The organism is Microbispora sp. ZYX-F-249 (genome assembly GCF_039649665.1).
In the GTDB taxonomy this organism is placed as follows: domain Bacteria; phylum Actinomycetota; class Actinomycetes; order Streptosporangiales; family Streptosporangiaceae; genus Microbispora; species Microbispora maris.
The window spans coordinates 1-24,014 of record NZ_JBDJAW010000002.1 but is presented as its reverse complement, the minus strand read 5'-3'; the positions used below and the strand labels follow the sequence as shown (position 1 = coordinate 24,014).

Below are 24,014 nucleotides of genomic sequence, written 5' to 3'. Positions count from 1 at the left end.
GATGCTCAACGACGAGCACGTCGAACTGCGCAAGTCGGTCGAGGAGTTCGCCCGCGAGGTGGTGGCCCCGGTCATCGGGGACTACTACGAGCGGTGCGAGTTCCCCTACGACATCGTCCGCAAGATGGGCGCGATGGGCCTGTTCGGCCTGCCGGTCCCGGAGGAGTACGGCGGCATGGGCGGCGACTACTTCGCGCTGTGCCTCGCCCTGGAGGAGCTGGCCAGGGTCGACTCCTCGGTGGCGATCACGCTGGAGGCGGCGGTCTCGCTGGGCGCGATGCCCATCCTGCGGTTCGGCACCGACGCGCAGAAGCAGCGGTGGCTGCCGAAGATGGCGGCGGGGGAGGTCCTCGGGGCGTTCGGCCTGACCGAGCCCGGCGGCGGGTCCGACGTGCCGGGCGGAATGCGCACCACGGCCGTCCTCGACGGCGGCGAGTGGGTGATCAACGGTTCGAAGGCGTTCATCACCAATTCGGGCACCGACATCACCGGCGTGGTCGGGGTGGCGGCGATCACCGGCCGCCGCGAGGACGGCAGGCCGGAGATCTCCACGATCCTGGTGCCGTCGGGCACGCCCGGCTTCACCGTGTCGAAGAAGTATTCCAAGGTCGGCTGGTCGGCCTCCGACACCCGGGAGCTGTCGTTCACCGACTGCCGGGTGCCGGAGGAGAACCTGCTGGGCGAGCGCGGCCGGGGCTACGCGCAGTTCCTCCGTACGCTCGACGAGGGCCGGGTGGCCATCGCCGCGCTGTCGGTGGGACTCGCCCAGGGCTGCGTCGACGAGTCGCTGCGCTACGTGGGCGAGCGCCGGGCCTTCGGTCAGGAGATCGGCCACTACCAGGCCATCCAGTTCAAGATCGCCGACATGGAGGCCAGGGCGCACACCGCCCGCCTGGCCTACTATCACGCCGCCGAGCGCATGCTGGCGGGCCTGCCGTTCAAGAAGGAGGCCGCGATCGCGAAGCTGGTGTCGTCCAACGCCGCCATGGACAACGCCCGCGACGCCACCCAGATCTTCGGCGGCTACGGCTTCATGAACGAGTTCCCCGTCGGCCGCTTCTACCGGGACGCGAAGATCCTGGAGATCGGCGAGGGCACCAGCGAGGTGCAGCGCATGCTCATCGCCCGCGAACTCGGCCTGCCCGCCTGAGGGTTCAGCGGACGGCGAAGTTCCGGACCTCGTATCGGAGCGTCGAGCACTGTGGGCGCCTCCAGGAGCGGAGGGCTCATATGGCGGTCGAGATCGTGTACGAGACGCATTCGATCACTGAGGACAACGAGAACGGCATCGCCACCCCGCTACCGGCCACCCGGCGTCGGCCGTGCCGCTGCCACCGCTTCGAGGCGTAGGGCCCGATCATGAGACGGATGTTCGTGCTCATGGGCGCGGGAGTCGCGGCCCTGAGCGTCGCGGGGGCGGTCGCCCAGGTCGTGGTCTCCGCCACCGGGTCGCCCGCCTCCGCCTGCACGGCCGCGGAGGAGGCGCTCGCCACCTCTCTCGGGACGCTTCCGATCCTGAACGCTCGTCCGGACGGCGCGACGCCGCGCGGCGGGCGCGAGACCGGATGCGATCGCGACGACGCGCTCGTCTCCGCCGGGCAGTCGTACGACCTGCCGGTACCCCGGACCGGGGTCCTCTCCTTCTACCGCGACGCGGCGCAGCGGGACGGCTGGACGCGATCCCCGGACGACGAGGGCGACGGGACGGCCTGCCTCGTCAGGCGGATCGGCGGACGCGACGTCCACCTGTCGGTGTGGTTCATCGGCCCGGAGGCGGGACGGGACGGCGACGGATATCACGTGAGCGCCACCTCGTCCCTCGACGGCGCAGGGCGCTGCTGACGAGACGCCTCTGAGGGACGGTCCGGGGTGCGCCCGCCGAGGTCGTCGATGCCGGTTGCCGCCATCCCCGAGCGCCGGTTTCCGTGCCGCCTCCGGCGGTCCTGCCGGAGGCGGCGAGGCCGCTTCACGCGATCACGCGACCGCGGTCCCCTCGAGCTCGACCATCAGGCCGGGGATCGCCAGTCGTGTCACCCCGAGCATCGTGGTGGAGGGTGCCACCCCCGCGGCGCCCAGCCGCGACGCCAGCACGCCGTAGTGCTCGAAGAGCCGATCGACGTCGGTGGTGTAGACGTTGAGCCGGACGAGGTCCGCGAGGGACATGCCGGCCTCGCCGAGCACGGCCTCCAGGTTGTCGAGGCTCAGCGCCAACTGTGCCGCCATGTCACCGGGGTGCCGGGGCTTGCCGTCGCCGCCCATCGCGGCCTGCCCCGAGCAGTAGAGGGTCCGGGTGTGCCCGGAGACGATCTCGCCCTGGTTGTATCCCAGCTCCACCGACCACGCCCACGGGTTGACCGCCGTTCGCTCCATTGCCACATCAGCTCCAATCGATTCGTCGACATCACGGATGCCGAGCGGCTCGGGTAGCCGCGTCGATGAGCCTCCCAACGAATCACGACATCTTGTGTCGTGTATTTCGGTACGTTTTCGCTGTGCGCGCCGACCGGTTGGTCTCGCTGGTGCTGCTGCTGCGGCGGCATGGCCGGCTGTCCGCGGCCGCGCTGGCGCGCGAGCTGGAGGTGTCCACCCGCACCGTGCTGCGCGACATCGAGGCGCTGTCGGCGGCCGGCGTCCCGGTCTACGCCGAACGCGGGCGGCACGGCGGGTTCGCGTTGTTGCCCGGTTTCCGCACCGAGCTCACCGGACTGAACCACGACGAGGCCCTTGCCCTGCTGGTCGCCGGGTCGCGGCGCGGCGCGCAGGCGTTCGGCCTCGGCTCGGCGCTCGCTTCGGCGATGCTCAAGGTGGTCGACGCGCTGCCCGAAAGCTATCGGGACACCGCGGCCGGCGCGGCCGAGCGATTGCTCGTCGACCCGGAGACCGACCTCCTCTCACGCCGGCTCGTCGCCGAGGAGGTGCCCGACGCGATCGCGGCCGAGGTCCTGCGCGCGGTGTTCGCCGGACACAGGCTGCGCATCCACTACGCGGCCGTGGACCAGGCGCCGAAGTGGCGCACGGTGGACCCGATCGGCCTGGTCACCGTACGCGACCGGGGCTACCTGCTGGCCACGAGGTCCGGCGCGGACCGCACCTATCGGCTGTCCCGGATCCTGGCCGCCGAGGAACTCGCCGAACCCGCGCGGCGACCGGAGCGGGTCGATCTGGACCGGGCCTGGCGGGAGCGCAGCACGCGGTTCCGGACCGGTGGCGATCAGGTCACCGTGCTGGTGCGGGTGGACCCGGCGCGGCGGGAGGAGCTGGTGAGCACCGCGCTGGCCGTCCGCGCCGAGGACACCGACTCGGACGGCTGGCTGCGGCTGGAGGCGGACTTCCAGGATGCGAGACACGCCGAATGGGCGCTGTGGCAGCTCACCACGGACGCGGAAGCCCTGGCGCCGCAGTGGTTGCGCGAGGCTCTGCACGACCGCGCCGCCGCGATCGCCACCCGCTACGGACCGTCATCCTGAGAGCCGCCGCCTCTCTGCGGGCCTGCGCCGGGCGATCCGGACCGCCGCCCAGCGTGCTGAACTCGCCGCTCCGCCGCCGTGGCCGGATTCGCGTCAGCTGCCCTCGGTGATCCACATGCAGGTTTGTGACACTTTGAAGGTTGTCTCGACTCCATATTCCGGATCGCCCGGGAACCACTGGTACTCGTCGGACGCTGCCGCGTCAGTGGGGAAATGCATGTATCTGTTACTGCTGGTCAGCAGTACTGCGCCGCAGCCGTCCTGCTCGTCCAAGTACTTGACGGTGTTGGAGATGTCCGGACTGATTTTCTGCACGGCCTCGAGGTGACTTGCTCCTGCCCGGGCCACGGCAAAGACATGTGTGTACGTGCAATGCGTGTAACTCCTGTTGCTCCCGATTTTGCCACTGGTGCACACGGGCGGCGCCGGTTCGTGCTTCACGATTCCTTCGACGAGTGCGTTGGCCGGCGCGGCTGACGCGAGGAATGCGGCAACCGCTGCGGCGAACACCAGACCGGAGGCGCGGATCATCTTTCTCATGAGCGGAAAATTATGGCTATGAGGATGCAATTTCCTTGCATGGTCCTTGCGCGCGGCTTACAGCCGGGTCGCCCCCGGGGCCGGTCGCGCACCTGTCCGGACGGCCGCCGGGTCAGCGGCCGGGCGGCGCGAACTCGGGCTGGTCGAGCACGCGCAGCCAGCTCCCGTCGGGCTGACGCCGTACGACCTGGGCCCGCGCGCCCGCGCCGTCCTTCGGCGGGGTCGAAGTCAGCGCGAGATCGCCGCTGACCAGGGTCGGGAGGGGCTCCTCGGGCTCGAAGCGGGGCCGGTTCGCGAGGACCTTCTCCCACAGGGCGCGGATCGCCTCCCGGCCGGCCGTCACGCTGCCCGGCGGGTAGGCCAGCACCGCGTTCTCCTCGTACAGCGCCGCCACGCCCGCGGCGTCCCCGGCGTTGGACCGCTCGACGAACAGGCGGGTGATGTCCTCCGGCCGCATGGCCTTCTCGTACTCCGGCATGGTTCCTCCCGATCTCTCGTACGGTCTCCAGCCTGCCGAGGGGCCGCTGAGAAGTCCAACAGATGGATCAGATGGAATCTAGAATCAGTGGTTATGGAGTTGCGTCAGCTGGAGTATTTCGTCGCGGTCGCCGAGGAGCGCAACTTCACCCGGGCCGCCGAGCGGGTGCACATCAGCCAGTCCGGCGTGAGCGCACAGATCCGGCAGCTCGAACGCGAACTCGGCGCCGAGCTGTTCGAGCGGTCCGCCCGGAGCGTCACGCTCACCGTCGCGGGGAAGGCCGCGCTCGGTCACGCCCGCGCCGCGCTCGCCGCCGCCGGAGCGCTGGGACAGGCGGTGGGCGAGGTGACCGGCCTCATCCGGGGCCGCCTCACCGTCGGGATGGTCGTCGGCTGCACCGTCACGCCGCTGTTCGACGCCCTCGCCGCGTTCCACCGGGCGCATCCGGGCGTCGAGATCGCCCTGCTGGAGGACAACTCCGACCGGCTCGCCGACGGGGTGCGCTCCGGCGCCCTCGACCTGGCCCTCGCCGGGATCGCCGCCGCCCCGGAGGACCTGGAGACGTTGACGGTCGTCAGCGAGCGGCTCGTCGCCGCCGTCCCGCCGGACCACCCCCTCGCGAGCCGGGGGGCCGTCACGCTGCGCGAGCTCGGCTCGCACCCGATCGTCTGCATGCCCGCAGGCACCGGCCTGCGTACGGTGTTCAACCGGGCCTGCGCGGCCCGGGACGTCCGGCCGGTGATCGCGCTGCAGGCCGGGGCGGCCGACGCCGTCGCGGATCTCGCGGCCCGCGGGCTCGGCGTCGCCGTCCTCAGCGAGTCGATGGCCGCGGCCCACCGCGACCGGCTCGTCGCGCTCACGATCGCGGACGTCGAGTCGCCGGCCCTGCTCGCCCTGGTGTGGCGCGGCGGGCACGGCCCCGCCGTACGCGAGTTCGTGCGGCAGGCCCGCCGCGCCTTCGCCGTCCCGTCGGCGTGAGCACCGCCGGGGGATCCCCTGATTGGGCGTATGTGCCCGGTTACTCCTGGGGTCCCTTCATGGGGTGACCCGCCCCGCCTCACCGACGCGTGGTCCATCTCGCCCCGATATCAGGAAATCAGGCCGGCCGTTCCGGCACGTTCCTCAACGGCCCGCCGATCGCCTGATCAGACGATGAACGTGTACACATTCCCCGCGATGTTCATCAACTGCCCGTTGGTCGGGTACCCGTTCTGGTGCTGATCATTGTTCTGCAGCGGGGCGCCGACGGCCAGGACATAGTTCTGCCCCGCCGCCAGTGCACCTGCTCCGCCCGCGATCGTCACCGCGAACGAGTTGGCGAGCTGCTGGCCAAGCGTGCCCACCGCTAGGTGCACCGCTCCCGGTAGAGCCCCGGCCGGGTAGATGTAGACGTTCATGTCACTGTCCTTTGGATTGGGTAGCCGGACGCGTCATGTCGTGCGGCCCGACCATATAGGCGCAGGCCTCCGTTCTCCTACTCCGAATTCGATCCGGGCCGGCATATTCAGGTACCTATTGCGGCCCATAATCGGTCGCAGACAACATAATCCGCGAATTATCGCCACAAAGCGCACGAGATATGGTCCCGCCGTGATTCAGGCTTCGGTGGGCACCGGAATCGCGGAGCCCGGCCAGTGCCTTGGTCGCGCTGCGGGGCCTCCGCGGCGAGCGTGACCACCGTTCGCCGGCAGGATCGAGCGAGCGCGCTGGTACCGACCACAGCGGCGCTCGCCACCAGCACGTCGTACGGCAGGCCGGTCGGGCCTTCGCCGTCGCTCCGGGGTGAGAATCGCCGGGGGACCCCCTGATTGGACGTATGTGCCCAGGTACTCCTAGAGTCCCTTTCATGAAGTCTGGTGATCTCCAGCTCCGGAGGGCCGAGAAGAGCGACGCGGACGAGATCTTCGCGCTCGCCCGAGAGTTCGCGCTGACCTTCCGCCCCGAGCGCGCGCCGTTCGACGCCGCGCTGCCGCAACTCCTGGAGAACGAGGACGCCTTCCTCATCGTCGCCACCGTCGACGGGACCGTGCGCGGCTACCTGCTCGGCTTCACCCACCTCACACTCTTCGCCAACGGCAGGGTCGCGTGGGTGGAGGAGGCCATGATCGAGAGCAGCTACCGCCGCCACGGCATCGGGCGCAGGCTGCTCGAGGAGTTCGAGACGTGGGCACGCTCACGTCAGGCCGGGTATGTCGCGCTGGCGACCCGGCGGGCCGCCGAGTTCTACGGCGCCCTCGGCTACGAGATCTCGGCCACCTACTACCGCAAGATGCTCAGACCGAAGATCTGACCCGCACCGGCCCGGACCTCGCGCGTCGCGCCGTGGGCCACGCGCGGGCGGGGACGGTCAGACCGAGGACGTGAGCTGGGCGTCCAGGCGGTATCCGTCCACGGTCACGTAGACGGAGTCGCCGGGCCGCGCGTTCAGCCGCATCAGGACGGGCTGGAGCGAGTCGAACACCGGCTGCCGGTCGCGCCATACCAGGACGACGGCGTTGTCTCCCGGGCCGGTGACCGACAGCAGCGTGCCCGGGCGCATGCCGAGCTGCGCGGCGTATCCCTCGGGAACCGCCACCGGCTCGCCGCGCAGATGGCCGCTGGTGACGTCGATCCGCTGCCAGCGGCGCGGGTCGGAGGCCGGGCTCGAGGTGGGGCGGGGGTTCGGCACCAGATGCGGCCGGGGCACGCCCCCCGCCAGGTTCCCGTTCAGGTTGCCGCCGAGGTTCCCGTTCAGGTTGCCGCCGACGTTGCCGTTCAGGTTGCCGTTCGTGAGCGCGTTGAGCGCCGCGAGCGCGGTGGCGGCGTCGGGCCCGTTGTTGGCCTGCGAGGGGACCGGGATCCCGCCGCGGCCGTGGTGGTGCCCGTTCGCGCCCGGCGTACGGCGGGGCAGCGGCGCGGGCTTGGCGGCCGGCTCGGACCCGTTCCGGGTGGGCAGGGGGCCGGGCTCGGACGGGGCGCTCGCCTTCGGCATCGAGTCCAGCCACGCCTTGGCGGAATGGGCCCGGATGCCGAGCTGACCGAGCAGCTCCACGACGTCGGCGTCCGCGGGCTTGCCGGCCAGCAGCTGGCGGGTCTTCTCGCGCAGCCCCGCCAGGTCGCCGACCACGAGCCAGCCGTCCTGGAGGCGGCGGTCCGGCATCAGCGTGACCAGCACGCGCCACAGCGGCGTGCCGAGCGCCGGGACCTCGACGGGGTGGGACGGGTCCGCCGCGATGAGCTGTTCCTGGGTGGCCGCCGCGCCCAGCCACTCGGTGAGCCCGAACAGATGGCCGGTGAGCGGCGCCGAGTCGGGGGAGCGCAGCCACAGCAGCACTCGCTCCTCGGCCGTGCGCTGGGCCTGGGAGAGCAGTTCCCGGTCCACGTTGAGGTTGTGCGCCAGCGTGCGGAGGCTCACGGGTTCGGCGGCGAACAGCCGCTCGGCCGCGACGGCCCTGGCGAGCGGGTCCCAGTCGCGGAACAGGCCCTCGATGACCGCGATCATCGGGTGCGCGCTGAGGTCGGGCGGCTGCCTGTCCGGTGCCGCTTCGGCGGCGGGCTGGGCAGGCGAGGCCGCGGGCTGCGGGATCGAGGCCCCCGCCTGCCGGGCGAAGGGCTGGGTGACGGGCTTGGCCGGTTCGGCGAGGGGCGCCGGTGCGGCGGGCGACGGGGCCGGCGCGCCCTGCCCCGGCCGTCCGGGCGCCTGTCCCTGCTGCGCGGACGTCTGGGCGGCCTGTCCGGGTGCCGGCGCGGCCGGCCGGGCGAAGGGCTGCGCCGCGGCCCCGGGGACGGCCTGCGGGAACGGCTGGGAGGTGGTGCCCGGGGCGGGCTGTGGGAACGGCTGGGAGACCGGCCCGGGGGTTGCCTGAGGGAAGGGCTGGGAGGAGGTCCCGGCCTGCGGGAACGGCTGGGAGACCGGCCCGGGGGCGGCCTGCGGGAACGGTTGTGACGTCGTCCCGGGGGTGACCTGGGGGAACGGCTCGGAGGCGGGACCGGCCTGTGCCTGTGCCTGCGCGGGTTTCTCGTCTTCCGCGAGCGCCGGCGCGGATCCCCCGGAGGCGAGCTCGCTCTCCAGGCGTGCGAACACCTCCCGGAACACCGTGGTCAGGAGGACCTCGGGCGAGGCGGGAGCGGCCGGAGCCTGGAGATCGCACGGCGTCAGGCGGCGCAGCCGGTACCACCCCCCGAGCTGGTTCACCACGGTGCGGACCGGGGCGGGCCAGCCGGGCATCGCCGGGTCCACGGCGTGCACCTGGAGCGCCGGGAGCAGGTCGGTGAGGGGGAGGTGATCCCAGCGGCCGACGGCCAGGCGGGCGAGCCGCTCGCAGAGCCAGTCAACGCCGGTCGCCCGCATCGCGCGGCCGACCCCGACGGATGCCCACCAGCCGCCGGGCAGGCGCGGGTCGGCCAGCATCTCGGCCACCTGCTGAGGACGGCTCCAGCGCAGGGCCGGGACCAGGTCGCTCAGGCAGATCGTTGACTCGGCGTCCATCGGTATGACCGCACCCTCCCGAGAGTGACGCATGTTGCTAATGGTGCAGCTTACGCCGCAAACCAGCAATTGGTGTCAATAGGGTAAAGTTCCCGGACCCGGCCGGCCGCCGACCTGGGCGACCGCCGCGGCCCCCGCCTCACACCCCTTGCGCAGTGCTTCGCCGGACGCGTACCCGGCCATCGAGGCGACCAGGAACCCCGCGGCGAACGCGTCTCCCGCGCCCGTCGAGTCGACCACCTCCGCCGGGGGCGCGTCCGCTTTGGCGACTATACGGCCATCGCGGGCCAGCACGGCACCGCCGGCCCCCAGCTTTACCACCGCGGTGCCGTAGCGGTCGCTGAGCGTGCGGGCCGCCGTCTCGGGATCCGCGGCGTCCGTGAGCAGCAGCGCCTCCTCCAGGTTGGGGATCACGATGCCCGCCGGGGCGGTCTCGTGGAGGAACCGCTCGGGGCCGAACGCGCGCAGGGGCCCGTAGGACGCCGGATCGACGCTGATGGAGATGCCGCGCGCGGCGGCCTCGCGCATGGCCAGCCGCGCGAGCTCCAGGCCCGGCTCGGCGAACATCGTGTACGCCGACAGGTGCAGGTGCCCGACCCCGTCGAGGAGCTCGGACGCCCAGTCGCCGGCCCCGATGTGGCCGCTCGCACCGCGGTTGGTGAGCATGGACCGCTCCCCGGTGGCGTCGACCATCGCGATCACGACGGCCGAGGGCCGTTCCGGGTCGATCCGCAGGTGGGGCCGGACCCCGGCCTTGGTCAGCTCGGCCGCGTGCCACTCGCCGGTGTCGTACCCCGCCCGCGCCAGCAGGCGGGTGTCGGCGCCGAGCCGGGCGGCCCAGGAGGCGGTGTTCGCCCCCGAGCCGCCCGGCCGCAACGCGATGTCGGCGGGCGTGTCGGTGCCGGTGGCCACGGGGCCGTCGTGCAGCGCGACGACGTCGGTGACCACGTCGCCGATCACCAGCAGAGCGCTCACCCGGCCGCCCAGGAGGCGGCGATCTCCCCGGCCAGGCGCGTGTTGCCGCGTACGGCCGCGAGGTTGGCCTCCAGGGAGGCGCCACCCGTGCCCTCGACCAGGTACTCCAGCAGGAACGGGGTGATGGCCTGACCGGTGATTCCGCGCTCCTCGGCGGCGCGCAGGCCCTCCGCGAGCACCCGGTCGTGCAGGCCGGGGTCGAGCTGCAGGTCGGCGGGGACCGGGTTGGCCACGATCAGCGCGGTCTCCAGCCCGGCCAGCGCGTCCTGGGCCCGCATGATGCCGGCGGCCTCCTGCGGCGTCTCGATGCGCCAGTCGACCGGCTCGCCGGAGCTGTGCAGGTAGAAGCCGGGGAACTCGTCGGTCCGGTAGCCGACGACGGTGACCTGCTTGGTCTCCAGCCGCTGCAGCGTCGCGGGCACGTCGAGGATCGACTTCACCCCGGCGCACACGACTGTGATCCTGGTGCGGCTGAGCGTGTCGATGTCGGCCGACTCGTCCTGCACCGCGGTCCAGCCGCGGTGGACGCCGCCGAGACCCCCGGTGGCGAACACCCGCACGCCCGCCCGGGCGGCGAGGAACGAGGTGCCCGAGACGGTGGTGGCGCCGCTCAGCCCGAGCGCGGCGGCCGGGGCGAGGTCGCGGAAGCCGAGCTTGCGCAGGCCCGGCTCGGTCGCGATCCGCTCCAGCCCGTCCTTGTCCAGACCCACCCGCGGAACGCCGTCCAGCACCGCCACCGTCGCCGGCACGGCACCCGCCTGCCGGACGATGTCCTCCAGTTCGAGGGCGACCTGAAGGTTGCGGGGCTGGGGCAGCCCGTGCGAGATGATGGTGGACTCCAGGGCGACCACCGGACGGCCGGTGGCCAGCGCCTCGGCGACCTCATCGGAAACGCGCATGTCTCTCCTGTTTTCCGCTCACCATCGGGGCGCTCACTTCCGCCTGGTCGTGCCGGAGGCGCGCCATACGCGGCTCCCTGCTCGCTCCTCGGTCCAGATCGGCGGCGCGCCCCTCCGGATCGCTCGGTGATTTTTCGCATCAGCGGAGGATTGTCCGCTTCGGCATATTCTGCCCGGGTCCTGTGGGGGAACTTGCGATAGGTTGCGGGCATCCGCCCAGGACCGACCGACGACATCTCCTCCCGCCGCCTCCTCCGAATCCTCCCGCGACCTTCCCGAGACCCTCCCACGCCCGCCCGCACGACCCGAATCCGGCCCGCGCGCATCGCGCGGCCCGGCCCGCGACACCGAGCCACGTACGACCCGGGAGAACGCTCCATGCCACGCTCGCACTACGACGTCGTCATCGCCGGGGCCGGGCACAACGGCCTCGTCGCCGCGGCCTACCTCGCCAGGGCGGGGCGAGAGGTGCTGGTCCTGGAACGCCTCGGGCACGTGGGCGGCCTCGCCGTGTCGGCCCGGGCGTTCCCCGGCGTGGACGCGCGGCTCTCGCGCTACTCCTACCTGGTCAGCCTGCTGCCCACCAAGGTCGTGAAGGACCTCGGGCTGCGCCTCGACCTGCGCCGCCGCCGCTTCGCCTCCTACACCCCGGCCGGTGACACGGGCCTGCTCGTGGACAACGAGGACGCCGGGCGCACCGCCGCGTCCTTCGAGGCCGTGACCGGGGGACGGCACGACCTCGCGGCCTGGGAGCGTTTCTACGGCATGACCGCCCACGTGGCCGAGCGCGTCGCGCCGACGCTGCTCGCGCCGCTGCCCGGCCGTACGGCCCTGCGCGAGACCGTGGGGGACGACGAGGCCTGGCGCGACCTGTTCGAACGGCCGATCGGCGAGGTCGTGGACGAGCGGTTCGCCGACGACACCGTCCGCGGGGTCGTGCTCACCGACGCGCTGATCGGAACCTTCGCCGACACGGCCACCGACCTGCTGGCCAACCGGTGTTTCCTCTACCACGTGATCGGCGACGGCACGGGCGACTGGAACGTGCCGGTCGGCGGGATGGGCGCGGTGACGGCCGAGCTCGCCGAGGTCGCGCGGCGGCACGGCGCCGAGATCCGCACCGGGGCCGAGGTCCTGGCGATCGACCCGGACACGGGTGAGGTCACCTTCGACGACGGCGCGCAGCACGTGGTGACCGCGGGGAAGGTGCTGGCCAACCTGCCGCCCGCCGTGCTCGCGCGGCTGCTCGGGGAGACGCCCGAGCGGCCCGAGGGCGCACAGCTCAAAATAAACATGGTGCTGTCGCGGCTGCCCCGGCTGCGGGACCCCGCGGTGGACCCCGCCGAGGCGTTCAGCGGCACCTTCCACATCAACGAGAGCCGCGACCAGCTCGCCGCGGCGTACGCGCAGGCGGCCGCGGGGAAGGTGCCGGAGCTGCCGCCCGCCGAGGTCTACTGCCACTCGCTCACCGACCCCTCGATCCTCGGCCGGGAGCTGCGGGAGGCGGGGGCGCACACGATGACGCTGTTCGGCCTGCACATGCCGGCGTGGCTGTTCGCCGATCCGGAGGCCAAGCGGGAGGCGCTGGCCCGCACGCTCGCCTCGATCGACTCGGTGCTCGCCGAGCCCATCGAGGACTGCCTGCTGCGCGCGCCCTCGGGCGAGCCCTGCCTGGAGGCGAAGACCCCCCTCGACCTGGAACGGGAGGCGGGCCTGCCCGGCGGCCACATCTTCCACCACGACCTGTCCTGGCCGTACGGCGAGGAGGGCGACCACGGGGCCCGGCCCGGTCAGTGGGGTGTCGAGACGGCGCACGAGCGGGTGCTGCTGTGCGGCGCGGGCGCCCGGCGCGGCGGCGGCGTCAGCGGCATCCCCGGCCACAACGCCGCCATGGCCGTTCTCGGCAGCGTTTGAGCGGGACGCCTGACGGGCCACGCCCCGCCGCGCGTGGCACGGACGGCGCCCCGCCTCGCCCGCCCGGATTCGCCGGTCTTAACCGGATTCTCATGACGCTCAGGTAGCTTGTGCCGGTGCGTGAGGAATCGGCGAAACTGCTGGTAGTGGACGACGAGCCGGCCCTCAGGGAGGCGTTGCGCAGCAGCCTGGAGTTCGAGGGGTACGCGGTCGAGAGCGCCGCCGACGGGCTGACCGCACTGGACCTCCTCGACCGCGCCGCACAGAACGGGGGAGAGTACGACGCGATGCTCCTCGACGTCATGATGCCCCGCCTCGACGGATTGACGGCCTGCCGCCGGCTGCGCGCCTCCGGCAACCGGCTGCCGGTGCTCATGCTGACCGCGCGTGACGCCGTCGGCGACCGCGTCTCCGGCCTGGACGCCGGAGCGGACGACTACCTGGTCAAGCCGTTCGAGCTCGACGAGCTGCTCGCCCGGGTGCGGGCGCTGCTGCGGCGCGGCGGGCAGTACGCGCGCAGCGAGGCCGGCGGCGACGTCCTCGCCTTCGGCGACCTGCGGATGGACACCGTGAGCTGGGAGGTCACCCGGGCCGGCCGCAGACTGGACCTCACCCGCACCGAGCACCTGCTGCTGGAGCTGTTCCTCACCCATCCCCGGCAGGTGCTCACCCGCGAGCAGATCCTGCGCGAGGTGTGGGGCTTCGACTTCGAGCCGTCGTCCAACTCGCTCGACGTGTACGTGATGTATCTGCGGCGCAAGACCGAGGCGGGCGGGCTGCCCCGCCTCATCCACACCGTGCGCGGCGTCGGCCACGTGCTGCGGTCGTCCCCGTGAGACGCCGCACGCTCCGGTCCCGGCTCACGCTGCTTATCGCGGCGGCGGTCGCCCTGGCCGTCGCGGTGGCGGCGGCGGTGTGCTGGCTGCTCGTCCGCGGCGAGATGCGCGGCCGGATCGTCGACTCGATCACGCACCTGCGGCCGCCGGCGCAGCAGGTCGGGTTCGCGCTGTGGGACTGCGCGGGTCATGGGCGCAAGGAGGGCCCGCGACCCGACTGGGACCCCTCGGGGCGCAGCTGGCAGGTCGTCATGGCGGACGGCTCGGTGTGCGTCGCGCCCGGGTCGGCCCCGGTGACGCCGACCGCGCGGGAGCGGGCGATGGCCGCCTCCGGGGGCACGCCCGTGCTGCGCGACGCGGTCACGACCGACGGCACGTCCGTGCTCGTCTACACCTTCAGGTACGAGCCGCGTCCGGGCGGCCCGCCCAAGGACGCCGCGCAGTTCGCGGAGCCGCCCCCGCCGGAGGGCCCGGTGACGGTCAGCGTGTTCCGCTCCACCGCCGAGATGGACAAGACGCTGGGCATCCTCGCCCTCGTCTTCGGCTCGGTCTGCGTGCTCGGCGTGCTCGGCGCCGCCGTGGCCGGGCTCTGGCTGGCCCGTACGGCGCTGCGCCCGGTGGAGCGGCTGACCCGCGCGGTCGAGCACGTGGCGAGGACGGAGGACCTGAGCGTGACGATCCCGGTCGAGGGGGAGGACGAGATCGCCCGCCTCAGCAGGTCGTTCAACACGATGACCGCCGCGCTGTCCAGCTCCCGGGAGCGCCAGCGGCGGCTCGTGGCCGACGCCGGGCACGAGTTGCGCACCCCGCTGACCAGCCTGCGCACCAACATCGACCTGCTGCTGCGCAGCGAGAACACCGGCCGCGCCATCGAGCCCTCGGCCAAGCGGCGGCTGCTGGCGAACGTCAAGGAGCAGTTCGAGGAGATGTCGAGCCTCATCGGCGACCTGCTGGAGCTGTCGAGGAAGTCGGAGAGCGGCGAGCTGTCGGCCGGCATCGGCCTGCACGAGGTGGTGGCGTCGGCGGTCGAGCGGGCCAGGCGGCGCGGTCCCGGGCTGCGCTTCGACGTCGGCCTGGAGCCGTGGCAGGTCCACGGGGACGCCCGGGGCCTGCGGCGGGCCGCGGTCAACGTGCTCGACAACGCCGTGAAGTTCAGTCCGCCCGGGGGCCTGGTGACCGTGCGGCTCGAAGGCGGCGTGCTGACCGTACGCGACGAGGGCCCGGGCATCCCCGAGGACGAACTGCCGCACGTCTTCGAGCGGTTCTGGCGCTCGCCGTCGGCACGCAGCCTGCCCGGCTCCGGCCTCGGTCTGGCGATCGTGGCGCAGGCCGTACGGGACGCCGGGGGACGGGTCGCCCTCGAGAACGCCCCCGGCGGCGGAACGCTCGTCACGGTCGAGCTCCCCGGGACCACGCCCCGGGCCTGACGTTCCCGGGCACGTCAGGCGCTCGGGCCCGTCCCCCCGCCACCCCGGGTCACCCGGTGCCACATGACGCCTTCGCTGCGCGGCCCCCGGCCCTCGATCGCGGGGAATACGCTAGTCCGGATGATCCCGTGGAAATAGCGGCTGGACGGTGCGACGGAGGCTGTGCGGGTGGAGTTGGGGAAGCGATTCGGACGGCAGCCGCGGCGGGTGCGGCCCGGAACGGAACCCGCCGTGCCGGGCCCCGAGCCGATGCAGGAGCCCCCGGCGCCGGAGGCCGAGCCGCCTCCTCGCCGCCGAGGAGACTGGCTGCGGCTGTACGGCTGGCTCGCCGCCATCCTCGCGGCGGTTCTCGTCGGTGGCTGGATCCTCTTCGCCGCCGGGCCGCCGACCGAGGCCGAGTTACGCGAGCAGGCCCGGCTGACGGGGAAGAAGAAGCTCTTGATCGGGGTCAAGGACGACACCCCCGGCATCGCCTTCCGCGACAAGACCGGCGCCTTCTCCGGCTTCGACATCGACATCGCCTACCTGATCGCCGGCCAGCTCGGGTTCCGGCCCGAGCAGGTGGAGTTCCTGTCGATCGAGACCGAGGACCGGGCCCGCCGCCAGGCCACCGACGCCGACGGGAACTTCGTCACCGTCGACCTGGTGGTGGCGACGTTCAGCATCACCCCCGGCCGGCTGCAGGATCCGTCGGTCGGCTTCTCCAGCCCTTATCTGTTCACCGAGCAGTCGGTGGTGACGCGGGCCGACCACTCCCGGGTGACCTCGCTCGGCCAGCTCGCCGGTGAGAAGGTCTGCACCCTCGGCACCTCGACCTCGGAAGGTCCGCTGGCCGAGAGCGGTGCCAAGGTGACCGCGGAGAACAAGATCAGTGCCTGCTTCGAGGGGCTGGAGACTCACCTGTACGACGCCGTCAGCACGGACGCCGCGATCATGGCCGGGTTCGTCGCCCGGTCCGGCGGGAAGTTCAGGCACCACGACATCGGCTTGGAGAAGACCGAGATGTGGGGGGTGAACGCGGGCACCAACACCTCCCTGCGCACGCTGGTCGAGCTCGCGTTGTACCGCTCCTACGCCGACCCCCAGAACAGGACGTGGGAGGAGGCCTACGACCGGCATATCCGCCCGCTGCTCGCGGCCAATCCCGGGGTGAACGTGGCCCAGAGCACCCAGCCGTGCCTGAGGGCGCCGCAGGTCCGCCGGTGGCCGTGGGAGCGAGCCCTCTCGGACGATGGCTGCTGAGGCGGGGGAGACGGGCAGGGTCCGCGCGCCGCAGCGCAACCAGGAGTGGGTGCTGACGCTCCTGCCCGCCTTCCCGCTGGTGCTGCTGGTGATGCGGCTGTGGTACGCCAGCCGGCAGGACACGCAGACCCTGCTGCTGCTCGTGCAGTACGTCAGTCCGCTCGGTCTGCTCACCACGGTCCTGCTGACGCTTGTGTGGGTGTTGCCCGCCGTGGTGCTGGCCGGCCGGGTGCTCGGGCCGCTGTACCGGCTCAGCACCCGGCGCTCCGTCTGGGTGGCGCGGGCCGCCGACCGGGTGCCCGACTGGGTGGTCGCGGTGGCCGTGGGCGTCGGGCTGCTCGGCTGGCAGCTTCGTTTCCTGCCGACCCTGCTCATGCTCACGCTCGCGGTGGCCGGGCTGACCCTGCGAGAACGCCGTCCGCTGGACCGGACGGGGATCCGGGCCGTCTGCCTGGTGCTGCCGGTGGTCTCCGGCGTGCTCGTCCTCCTGGCGCTCCGCCCGGCGATCGCGCAGGCGCTGGAACAGGCCGACGTCGCCACACTGATCCTGCTCACCACGCCCCCCGTGCTCGCTCCGCTGGTCACCGGGCCGGTGCCCGCGCCCGCCGCGCCGCTGGTGGTGCACGGCCTGACCTGGACGCTCGCTGTGCTCTTTCCGCTGGTGGCCGGAGTGGTGGTCATGCGCTCGCCGATCCTGCCGCTCACGGCCGTGGAGATCGCCGCCGAGCCGGACGGCGAGGCCGAACAGGTCACGGTCGGCTACGTGATCGCCAGCGACGACCGTCTCGTCACCATCCTCGAACGCTCCGGCGCGGTCCGCTTCGTACGCAACGACCTGCTGGTTTCCCAGGTGCTCTGCCCGGAGCCGGGCGCGGTCCCGCACACCACCGTGAACCTCTACAAGTGGAACGTCGAGCAGAGCGCCCTGTCCTGGCTGGCTCCGGCGCCCGTGACGATCCCGCTCGATTCTCGCTGCGAGGGCCGTCCGGCGACACCGGACGACCTCACCCACGACGAGGCCGCTGTCTCCGCGGGTGGTGCGGCGCGTGCGGCCGCGGGATCGAGATTCATGGTGCCTTAATGAACGCCTCAGGGGCGTCCCATGCCGGGCCGCGAGCGTGGGCGCATGAGCGAGCTAATCAGTGAGCACAGTGCGCTTCGCGAATGCGACTCCGAGCCGTCAGGCGTGGAGGTGGCATGAGCGAGCGGAGCGAGCGAGTCGGTGAGCACAGTGCGCTTCGCGAATGCGATTCCGAGCCGTCAGGCGTGGAGGTGGCATGAGCGAGCGGAGCGAGCGAGTCGGTGAGCACAGTGCGCTTCGCGAATGCGACTCCGAGCCGTCAGGCGAGGAGGTGGCATGAGCGTGACGACGGTGTCCGGGCCGGTGGCGGGGGCGTCCCGCAGGACCCGCCTGGTCGAGGTCGTCGTTCCCGTGTACAACGAGGAACGCGTGCTGGCCGCGAGCGTGCGGCGGTTGCACGCCTACCTCAGCGGCGACTTCCCGTACGGCTTCCGCGTGACGATCGCCGACAACGCGAGCACGGACGGCACATGGACGGTCGCCCTGCGGCTGGCGCGGGAGCTGCCGGGAGTGCGGGCCGTCCACCTCGACCAGAAGGGCCGCGGACGGGCGCTGCGGCGGGTGTGGGAGGCCAGCGACGCCGACGTGGTCGGCTACATGGACGTGGACCTGTCGACCGACCTGGACGCGTTCCTCCCGCTGGTCGCGCCGCTGATGACCGGCCACAGCGACCTGGCGATCGGGACCCGCCTGTCCCCGTGGTCCAACGTGGTGCGCGGGCCGAAGCGCGAGGTCGTCTCCAGGTCCTACAACCTGCTGCTGCGCTCGCTGATGGGAGCGCGCTTCTCCGACGCGCAGTGCGGGTTCAAGGCGGCCCGCACCGAGGTCGTGCAGGCCCTGCTGCCCGCCGTGCAGGACGAGGCGTGGTTCTTCGACACCGAGCTGCTGCTGCTGGCCGAGCAGCACGGGCTGCGCATCCACGAGGTGCCGGTCGACTGGGTGGACGACCCCGACAGCCGGGTGGACATCGTCCGGACGGCGGTCGACGACCTGAAGGGCATGTGGCGGGTCGCCCGGGGCAGTCTCACGGCTCCCGCCGCCCCGCCGTCCCGGACGTCGGTGCGCACGCAGATTCCCGTCTTCGCGGTGGTCGGGGCGATCAGCACGGTGGCGCACCTGGTGCTGTTCTGGATGCTGCGCTCGCTGCTGCCGCCGGTGGCGGCGAACGCGATCGCGTTGTTCGTTACGGCCGTCGCCAACACCGCGGCCAACCGCCGCTTCACCTTCGGCGTACGCGGCCGGGCGGGTGCCCTGCGGCACCACCTCGGCGGGCTCGTCGCCTTCGTCGCGGGTCTCGCGCTGACCAGTGGGGGTTTGGCCGCGCTGCCCGCCGGCGCGTCGCGGGCGGCCGAGCTCGCCGCCGTCATCGTGGCCAACGGCCTCGCCACCCTGCTGCGCTTCCTGCTCCTGCGATCCTGGGTCTTCGCGCCCCGGAAGGACTCCCGATGACCGTCCTCGCCCCCGCGACCGCGATCGGGCACCGCCCCCCGGCGGACCGGGTGACGCCGCTTCTACGCTGGGGGAAGTGGGCCGTCCTCGCGCTCGCGGCGGTGCTCCACACCTGGGCGCTCGGCCGCAACGGGTACGCCAACGACTACTACGCCGCCGCGATCTACTCCGGCACCAAGAGCTGGAAGGCGTTCTTCTTCGGCGCGCTGGACGCCGGGTCGTACATCACGGTCGACAAGCCGCCCCTCGCGCTGTGGGTGATGGGCCTGTCGGCCCGGATCTTCGGCTTCGGCACCTGGAGCATGCTGCTGCCGCAGGCGGCGGCGGGGGTCGGGTCGGTCGCCCTGGTCCACTCCGCCGTACGGCGGGCGCTGCTCGGGCTCGGTGCCCGTGCGGCCGGGGCGGCGGCCCTGCTCGCCGCGGTCGTCATGACGCTGACCCCCATCACCGTGGCCATCGACAGGGACAACAACCCGGACACCGTCCTGGTGCTGCTGCTGGTGGCGGCCGGGTGGTTCTGCCTGGAGGCGATCCGCACCGGACGCCTGCGCACGCTGCTGGTCACCGCCGCGCTGGTGGGCCTCGCCTTCAACACCAAGATGCTCCAGGCGTACCTCGTGCTGCCGGCGTTCGCGCTGACCTATCTCTACGCCGCGCCGGGGACGGTCGTACGCCGGATCGGGCGCCTTGCGGCCGCCGGTGCGGTCCTCGTGGTGACCAGTGCGTGGTGGATGGTCGTCGTCGACCGGTGGCCCGCGTCCTCGCGGCCGTACATCGGCGGCAGCACGGACGACACCGTCCGGGACCTGGTGATCGGATACAACGGCCTGGGCCGGATCTTCGGCGGCGCGGGCAACGGCGGCGGCCCGGGAAGACCGCCCGCCGAGGCCGCGGAAGGCATCACACGCGCGTTCGGAGGCATGGGCGGCGGCCCCGGTGGCGGCGGCGGGGGTGGCGGCTTCGGCGGCGCGTCCGGCGCGGGCAGGCTGTTCAACGACGTCATGGCCGGGCAGATCTCCTGGCTCCTCCCGTTCGCCGCAGTTGCCCTGGTCTGCGGCCTCGTGCTGGTCGCGAGGCCGGGCCCCGGGCCGTCGAAGGGAACGGCCGGGGACGCGGTCCGCGCGTCGCTACTGGTGTGGGGTGGCTGGCTCGTCGTGCACTACGCCGTGTTCAGCTTCTCCAGCGGGACCTTCCACCCGTACTACTCCACCGCGATGGCCCCCGCGATCGCCGCGCTGACCGGTATCGGCGGCGTGCTGATGTGGCGGGCGGCCCGCGCCTCGGGCGCCTGGCGGCTGGTCCTGGCCGTCGCGGTCGCGGTGACCGGGGCCTGGTCGTTCGTCGTGCTGCGCCGTACGCCCGATTTCGTGCCGTGGCTCGCCTGGGCGGTGGCGGGTGCGACCGCCGTCGCGGCGCTCGCCCTGGCGGTCACGGCGCGCGCCTCCATCAGACCGGAGCGCGGCGGCCCGGCCGGGCGTGGGGGCCGGACGGCCGCGCGGGTGACGGCGGTGGCGCTGGCCGCGGCGGTCGCGGCCGGGCTGGCCGGTCCGGCGGCGTACGCGCTGACGCCGCTGGGCTCGGCGGTGAACGGCACCAACCCCACGGCGGGGCCGTCGCAGGGCATGGGAGGGCCGTCCGGCCGCGGCGGCTTCGGCGGCCCCGGCGGCCCGGATGGGCCGGACGGCATGACCACGCCCGGTGGAGACGCCCAGGACGGCATCGCACAGGGCGGCAACCGGCAGGGCGGACGCGGCATGCCCGGGCCCGGCGGCCGGGTGGACGCCGCGATGGCGGCGTACCTGAAGCGGAACAAGGGGAGCGCCACCTGGCTGGTGGCGGTGGACAGCGCGCAGACCGCGTCGTCGCTCATCCTGTCCACGGGCGAGCCGGTCATCGCGATGGGCGGGTTCACCGGCTCCGACCCGGCGATGACGGTGGAGAAGCTGCAGCGGTACGTGTCCGAGGGCAGGTTGCGGTACATCCTGCTCGGCGAGGGCGGTTTCGGACCCTCGCGCGGGGCGAGCGCGGACGTCACCGAGTGGGTGAAGGCGCACGGCACGCGGGTCGGGGCCGCCGAGTACGGGGGCACGGACGGCGGCGCGGTCGGCGGATCGGTGCTCTACGAGCTGGGCCGACGGCGTTCGGCCTCCTCCTCAGCGGGTACGTGATGGGCCTTTGGACCGACGAAAGGACTCCCATGGACACGGAGGGCTTCATCGCCCTGCTGAACGAGGACCTGGAGAGCGAGTACCGCTCGATCGTGCAGTACGTGCAGCACGCGGCCACCATCAAGGGCGCGGAGTACCTGTCGATCATCGAGGAACTGAAGGAGCACCTCGGCCAGGAACTCAACCACGCGAGCACGCTGGCCGAGCAGATCGACTTCCTCGGCGGCGTGCCGAGCGTCCGCGTCCCCGAGGTGCCGGTGGCGACCGACGGCGCGGACGCGCTCCGGCTGGACCTGGAGCTGGAGCAGGAGCAGCTTCGCCGCTACCGCGAGCGCGTGGAGCAGGCCCAGGAGCTCGGCCTGAGCGACGTGGCCGAGGCGCTGCGCCCGCTGCTGCAGCAGACGCAGGACCACGTCATGGACCTGCAGACCGCCCTCGGCAAGTGACCTGACGGCGGGGCGAGCCGGGGCACGGCGCGTGCCCCGGCGGCGCGGCCTCGACGCCGTGGGGCGCGTGGCGGGCCGGCGCGTGGTGAGCGCGATGGGTCAGCGCGGCCGGGCGTAGTCGTCGAGGGCGCGCACGATCAGCGCCCTCGCGTCGTCGCGGAAGGCCGCGACCTCGCAGAACTCCTCGAACGCCTGGGCGTAGAAGGCGACGTCCGCGGCGTCGCGCAGCAGCAGATCCCTGGTCCTGGTCGCCACCCCGACCATGCAGTCGTCGTAGATCCAAAAAGAGTTCATCAGGGCGGACGGCAACTGCGCCTCGAACGGCAGCAGCCCGAACTCCACGTTCGGCAGCGTGGTCACCGCGATCAGCCGGTCGAGTTGCCCGCGCATGACGTCCGGGGGCGCGAGCCGGTAACGCAGCACCGCCTCCGGCATGACGAACCGGAACCGCCGGGCCGGGTCGTACAGGATCTCCTGGCGGCGCATGCGGACCCTGATCGCGTCGTCCACGTCGTCGGTGGGCTCGTGCACCCGCCTGACCTTGCCGAAGATGTGCCTGGCGTATTCCGTGGTCTGCAGCAGGCCGATCACCACGCCCGGCTCGAACGCCCGGAACAGCCGGGTGCGCGTCTCCAGCTCGCGGATGTCCTCCTGAAGCGCGGCGAGGCCGTTCCTGTGCCGCTGCCGCCAGGAGTCGTGCCGCTCGAGCAGGCCGGCCGCCTGCCGGACCAGGCCGTCGATCGCCTGCGGGTCGGCGTCCACGGCCTTCCCCCACGCGGCCACGTCGTCCTCGGTGGCGGTCTGGCGGGCGTTCTCGATGCGCGAGACCTTCGACGGCTGCCAGCGCAGCCGCTCGGCGAGGTCCTTCCCGGACAGCCGGGCGTTCTCCCGCAACTGGCGTAGCTGGGCTCCCAGGTCCATGCGGGCCTGATGGAAACCGCTCACTTCCACCTCCGGCCGTGGTGCGGTCCAAGGTAGACCCGGCACGCCGGATCATGCCAGACGGCGGCCCTCAATCGTGATCGGACAGGACTCGCCGGGCGATCTCGACGAGCAGTTCTCTCGGTACCTCGACCGCTGTCTCCCCGTCGAGCACGTGGCGCAGGTCGGCGCGGGCCTCGCGGTCCAGGACCTCCAGGCCCTGCACGACGATCGTGCCGCGGTCGGTCTCGTAGAGGGAGGGACAGGCCCCCGCCTCGGACGTGGAGCCGAGAAAGCGCAAACGCATGTCCTTTTCTCCCGATCAGCGGCAATCGCGGGCAATTTTAGTGCCGCGACCGCCAAGGTTTGCCCGGACGGAGCGGTGCCCAGAGTGGTGCATTGCGAGGCGGAGGAGGAGCTCGTAGCGGAGCCTACAAGTGACACCCTCGAGCCCCGCGGAAAGTCCGAGCCTGCGAGGAGTTTTCGTGGGTGGGGTGACAATCGGCGAGGTGCCGGTCTGGGCGACGAGACGGGGCAAAGACTGGCGGGACTGGTACCGGCGACAGGGCCCACGCTTGCTAGGTTCACGTGTCTGCGTAAGTCGATCAACGAGGAGACATGGACCGCGGCACCCGACGTACCAAAGCCCTGTGGACCGCCGTCACGTTGGGGACGGTGGCGCTGCTAGCGACGGCGTGGGCGACTGTGAGCCAGGCATGGCCGTGGAGCGACGCGCTGCCGGACCGGTCGTGCTGGAACTCCATCGACCGGTCACTGCTGTCGGACGCGGCACCACCCGGTGACACGTCCTGGGAGGTCGCCGAGGGTGAGGACCAATGGGGTGACGCGGAGTGCACCGTCAAGACGGGCGACTGGCGGCTCAACACCACCGTGATGAAGACGCCACTCAAGGCACATCTGTGGTGGAGGCTTGGCATCGTCCCGCTGGGCCACGGCCTGCCAGGGATGATCAGGCCCAGCGGCGACCGTATCGACGGCTGGCTCTATCTGCCCCCGTGCGGGAACGAACTCGTGAATGTCAACATCCCCGGCGCGGCATCGGAGCGGCGCGACGCCGCGGATTTCGTCGCGAAGGCCCTGCTCGCCGTCGGCAACGCGAAGATCGCCAGGTGTGGCGGCAAGCCGTTCCCCGATCCTGGAACCTTCGACTGGTCCGGGATGGAGGCCGTACACCTCGCCCCGGACGAATCACCCTGCGGTGTGGAGCTACCCACGACCCTACGGAAGAAGAACAGTGCGCTGGCACAGCTCGGCGTCCTCGGCGAGGGTCCTGTCGCCAGGTGCACAGCCCTTCGCGAAGGCGACGACGAGCACGGCCTGGGTCTGTTCTCGGCTGTCGTCCTGTACGACGAGGCGATTCTGAACGCCCTCTCGCCGGACGGCGTGCGAGCCACGGTGCGGGTATCGCCTGGCAATCCCTTGGATCTGACGCGCGAGGACCTCCGCTACGACGGCGATGCCGCGACACGTCTGGTGTGCGGCGACGGTGGTGCCGCCAGGTTCGTGCACGTGTTCGCCTCAGGTTCCGACGCCGAGTACGCGGCGATCAAACGCGCGGTCCTGAACAAGGTCGCGGGCGACATGGGCTGCCACTGACGACAGCGGTGACAACCCGCGGCACTAGCCTGGTGCCCTCAGATCGGGAAGCGGCCGCGGCGCCAGCGCCAGTGGCCGCCGGCCGT

General features: G+C 72.3%; 23 protein-coding genes. 14 read left to right on the top strand and 9 right to left on the bottom strand.

The features are described from left to right. Position 1: 1 nt before the first annotated feature. Complete coding sequence (locus AAH991_RS02650) at positions 2 to 1,150, top strand: acyl-CoA dehydrogenase family protein (protein ID WP_346224102.1); 1,149 nt, start codon at positions 2 to 4, stop codon at positions 1,148 to 1,150. A 209-nt stretch (positions 1,151 to 1,359) separates the two neighbouring features. Continuing rightward, complete coding sequence (locus AAH991_RS02645; RefSeq protein ID WP_346224101.1) at positions 1,360 to 1,842, top strand: hypothetical protein; 483 nt, start codon at positions 1,360 to 1,362, stop codon at positions 1,840 to 1,842. Between the two features lie 132 nt (positions 1,843 to 1,974). Here AAH991_RS02645 and AAH991_RS02640 read toward each other — a convergent pair whose 3' ends face one another. Further along, entirely contained in the window at positions 1,975 to 2,370 is a 396-nt protein-coding gene (locus AAH991_RS02640; protein ID WP_346224446.1) for a RidA family protein, read from the bottom strand. Between the two features lie 122 nt (positions 2,371 to 2,492). Here AAH991_RS02640 and AAH991_RS02635 point away from each other — a divergent pair, with 122 nt between their 5' ends. Next, positions 2,493 to 3,467, top strand: a complete 975-nt coding sequence (locus tag AAH991_RS02635) for a helix-turn-helix transcriptional regulator (RefSeq protein ID WP_346224100.1) — start codon at positions 2,493 to 2,495, stop codon at positions 3,465 to 3,467. Between the two features lie 93 nt (positions 3,468 to 3,560). Here AAH991_RS02635 and AAH991_RS02630 read toward each other — a convergent pair whose 3' ends face one another. Continuing rightward, positions 3,561 to 4,007 carry a hypothetical protein gene (locus AAH991_RS02630; RefSeq protein ID WP_346224099.1) on the bottom strand — a complete coding sequence of 149 codons (447 nt, stop codon included), beginning with the start codon at positions 4,005 to 4,007 and terminating at the stop codon, positions 3,561 to 3,563. A 112-nt stretch (positions 4,008 to 4,119) separates the two neighbouring features. Then, entirely contained in the window at positions 4,120 to 4,485 is a 366-nt protein-coding gene (locus tag AAH991_RS02625; protein WP_346224098.1) for a YybH family protein, read from the bottom strand. Positions 4,486 to 4,578: 93 nt separating this feature from the next. Here AAH991_RS02625 and AAH991_RS02620 point away from each other — a divergent pair, with 93 nt between their 5' ends. Then, the gene (locus tag AAH991_RS02620; protein WP_346224097.1) at positions 4,579 to 5,463 is read left to right on the top strand and encodes a LysR family transcriptional regulator; all 885 of its coding nucleotides are present in this window, start codon (positions 4,579 to 4,581) and stop codon (positions 5,461 to 5,463) included. Between the two features lie 167 nt (positions 5,464 to 5,630). Here the strand turns inward: AAH991_RS02620 and AAH991_RS02615 are convergent, their stop codons facing one another. After that, a complete protein-coding gene (locus tag AAH991_RS02615) occupies positions 5,631 to 5,882 on the bottom strand; it encodes a hypothetical protein (protein ID WP_346224096.1) in 252 nt (83 codons plus the stop codon). 449 nt (positions 5,883 to 6,331) lie between these two features. Here AAH991_RS02615 and AAH991_RS02610 point away from each other — a divergent pair, with 449 nt between their 5' ends. Further along, positions 6,332 to 6,775 carry a GNAT family N-acetyltransferase gene (locus AAH991_RS02610; protein WP_346224095.1) on the top strand — a complete coding sequence of 148 codons (444 nt, stop codon included), beginning with the start codon at positions 6,332 to 6,334 and terminating at the stop codon, positions 6,773 to 6,775. A gap of 57 nt (positions 6,776 to 6,832) precedes the next feature. Here AAH991_RS02610 and AAH991_RS02605 read toward each other — a convergent pair whose 3' ends face one another. The 3 genes from AAH991_RS02605 to AAH991_RS02595 form a co-directional block, all read right to left on the bottom strand. After that, entirely contained in the window at positions 6,833 to 8,953 is a 2,121-nt protein-coding gene (locus AAH991_RS02605; RefSeq protein WP_346224094.1) for a hypothetical protein, read from the bottom strand. A gap of 75 nt (positions 8,954 to 9,028) precedes the next feature. After that, positions 9,029 to 9,928: a carbohydrate kinase family protein gene (locus tag AAH991_RS02600; RefSeq protein WP_346224093.1), complete on the bottom strand. Its 900-nt coding sequence runs from the start codon at positions 9,926 to 9,928 to the stop codon at positions 9,029 to 9,031. Then, positions 9,925 to 10,827 (bottom strand): pseudouridine-5'-phosphate glycosidase, encoded by a 903-nt coding sequence (locus tag AAH991_RS02595; RefSeq protein WP_346224092.1) that lies wholly within the window; start codon positions 10,825 to 10,827, stop codon positions 9,925 to 9,927. The genes AAH991_RS02600 and AAH991_RS02595 overlap by 4 nt, the downstream gene beginning before the upstream one ends. 378 nt (positions 10,828 to 11,205) lie before the next feature. Here AAH991_RS02595 and AAH991_RS02590 point away from each other — a divergent pair, with 378 nt between their 5' ends. From AAH991_RS02590 to AAH991_RS02555, 8 genes are all read left to right on the top strand, one after another. Then, positions 11,206 to 12,741, top strand: coding sequence for a phytoene desaturase family protein (locus AAH991_RS02590; RefSeq protein ID WP_346224091.1), 1,536 nt, complete (start codon positions 11,206 to 11,208; stop codon positions 12,739 to 12,741). 116 nt (positions 12,742 to 12,857) lie between these two features. After that, on the top strand, positions 12,858 to 13,577 hold the full coding sequence (locus AAH991_RS02585) for a response regulator transcription factor (protein WP_346224090.1): 720 nt from the start codon (positions 12,858 to 12,860) through the stop codon (positions 13,575 to 13,577). Continuing rightward, positions 13,574 to 15,004, top strand: coding sequence for a sensor histidine kinase (locus AAH991_RS02580; RefSeq protein ID WP_346224089.1), 1,431 nt, complete (start codon positions 13,574 to 13,576; stop codon positions 15,002 to 15,004). Before AAH991_RS02585 ends, AAH991_RS02580 begins: the two co-directional genes overlap by 4 nt. Before the next feature lie 231 nt (positions 15,005 to 15,235). Next, entirely contained in the window at positions 15,236 to 16,246 is a 1,011-nt protein-coding gene (locus tag AAH991_RS02575) for a transporter substrate-binding domain-containing protein (protein WP_346224088.1), read from the top strand. Then, entirely contained in the window at positions 16,236 to 17,327 is a 1,092-nt protein-coding gene (locus tag AAH991_RS02570) for a hypothetical protein (protein WP_346224087.1), read from the top strand. Before AAH991_RS02575 ends, AAH991_RS02570 begins: the two co-directional genes overlap by 11 nt. A 276-nt stretch (positions 17,328 to 17,603) precedes the next feature. Then, positions 17,604 to 18,776, top strand: a complete 1,173-nt coding sequence (locus AAH991_RS02565) for a bifunctional glycosyltransferase family 2/GtrA family protein (protein WP_346224086.1) — start codon at positions 17,604 to 17,606, stop codon at positions 18,774 to 18,776. Next, complete coding sequence (locus tag AAH991_RS02560; RefSeq protein ID WP_346224085.1) at positions 18,773 to 20,944, top strand: ArnT family glycosyltransferase; 2,172 nt, start codon at positions 18,773 to 18,775, stop codon at positions 20,942 to 20,944. The genes AAH991_RS02565 and AAH991_RS02560 overlap by 4 nt, the downstream gene beginning before the upstream one ends. A gap of 29 nt (positions 20,945 to 20,973) precedes the next feature. Further along, positions 20,974 to 21,390, top strand: coding sequence for a ferritin-like domain-containing protein (locus AAH991_RS02555; protein WP_346224084.1), 417 nt, complete (start codon positions 20,974 to 20,976; stop codon positions 21,388 to 21,390). Between the two features lie 99 nt (positions 21,391 to 21,489). Here AAH991_RS02555 and AAH991_RS02550 read toward each other — a convergent pair whose 3' ends face one another. Then, on the bottom strand, positions 21,490 to 22,335 hold the full coding sequence (locus AAH991_RS02550; RefSeq protein ID WP_346224083.1) for a helix-turn-helix domain-containing protein: 846 nt from the start codon (positions 22,333 to 22,335) through the stop codon (positions 21,490 to 21,492). 67 nt (positions 22,336 to 22,402) lie between these two features. Next, a complete protein-coding gene (locus AAH991_RS02545; RefSeq protein WP_346224082.1) occupies positions 22,403 to 22,618 on the bottom strand; it encodes a hypothetical protein in 216 nt (71 codons plus the stop codon). Between the two features lie 311 nt (positions 22,619 to 22,929). Between AAH991_RS02545 and AAH991_RS02540 the strand changes: the two genes are divergently transcribed. Further along, the gene (locus AAH991_RS02540) at positions 22,930 to 23,928 is read left to right on the top strand and encodes a hypothetical protein (protein WP_346224081.1); all 999 of its coding nucleotides are present in this window, start codon (positions 22,930 to 22,932) and stop codon (positions 23,926 to 23,928) included. Positions 23,929 to 24,014: the final 86 nt, after the last annotated feature.

What these genes read in the sequence shown, in the direction of transcription:
- AAH991_RS02650 (WP_346224102.1), top strand. Translation starts at nt 2, where the DNA reads ATGCTCAACGACGAGCACGTCGAACTGCGCAAGTCGGTCGAGGAGTTC.
- AAH991_RS02645 (WP_346224101.1), top strand. Translation starts at nt 1,360, where the DNA reads ATGAGACGGATGTTCGTGCTCATGGGCGCGGGAGTCGCGGCCCTGAGC.
- AAH991_RS02640 (WP_346224446.1), bottom strand. Translation starts at nt 2,370, where the DNA reads ATGGAGCGAACGGCGGTCAACCCGTGGGCGTGGTCGGTGGAGCTGGGA.
- AAH991_RS02630 (WP_346224099.1), bottom strand. Translation starts at nt 4,007, where the DNA reads ATGAGAAAGATGATCCGCGCCTCCGGTCTGGTGTTCGCCGCAGCGGTT.
- AAH991_RS02625 (WP_346224098.1), bottom strand. Translation starts at nt 4,485, where the DNA reads ATGCCGGAGTACGAGAAGGCCATGCGGCCGGAGGACATCACCCGCCTG.
- AAH991_RS02620 (WP_346224097.1), top strand. Translation starts at nt 4,579, where the DNA reads ATGGAGTTGCGTCAGCTGGAGTATTTCGTCGCGGTCGCCGAGGAGCGC.
- AAH991_RS02615 (WP_346224096.1), bottom strand. Translation starts at nt 5,882, where the DNA reads ATGAACGTCTACATCTACCCGGCCGGGGCTCTACCGGGAGCGGTGCAC.
- AAH991_RS02610 (WP_346224095.1), top strand. Translation starts at nt 6,332, where the DNA reads ATGAAGTCTGGTGATCTCCAGCTCCGGAGGGCCGAGAAGAGCGACGCG.
- AAH991_RS02605 (WP_346224094.1), bottom strand. Translation starts at nt 8,953, where the DNA reads ATGGACGCCGAGTCAACGATCTGCCTGAGCGACCTGGTCCCGGCCCTG.
- AAH991_RS02595 (WP_346224092.1), bottom strand. Translation starts at nt 10,827, where the DNA reads ATGCGCGTTTCCGATGAGGTCGCCGAGGCGCTGGCCACCGGCCGTCCG.
- AAH991_RS02590 (WP_346224091.1), top strand. Translation starts at nt 11,206, where the DNA reads ATGCCACGCTCGCACTACGACGTCGTCATCGCCGGGGCCGGGCACAAC.
- AAH991_RS02570 (WP_346224087.1), top strand. Translation starts at nt 16,236, where the DNA reads ATGGCTGCTGAGGCGGGGGAGACGGGCAGGGTCCGCGCGCCGCAGCGC.
- AAH991_RS02565 (WP_346224086.1), top strand. Translation starts at nt 17,604, where the DNA reads ATGAGCGTGACGACGGTGTCCGGGCCGGTGGCGGGGGCGTCCCGCAGG.
- AAH991_RS02560 (WP_346224085.1), top strand. Translation starts at nt 18,773, where the DNA reads ATGACCGTCCTCGCCCCCGCGACCGCGATCGGGCACCGCCCCCCGGCG.
- AAH991_RS02555 (WP_346224084.1), top strand. Translation starts at nt 20,974, where the DNA reads ATGGACACGGAGGGCTTCATCGCCCTGCTGAACGAGGACCTGGAGAGC.
- AAH991_RS02545 (WP_346224082.1), bottom strand. Translation starts at nt 22,618, where the DNA reads ATGCGTTTGCGCTTTCTCGGCTCCACGTCCGAGGCGGGGGCCTGTCCC.
- AAH991_RS02540 (WP_346224081.1), top strand. Translation starts at nt 22,930, where the DNA reads ATGGACCGCGGCACCCGACGTACCAAAGCCCTGTGGACCGCCGTCACG.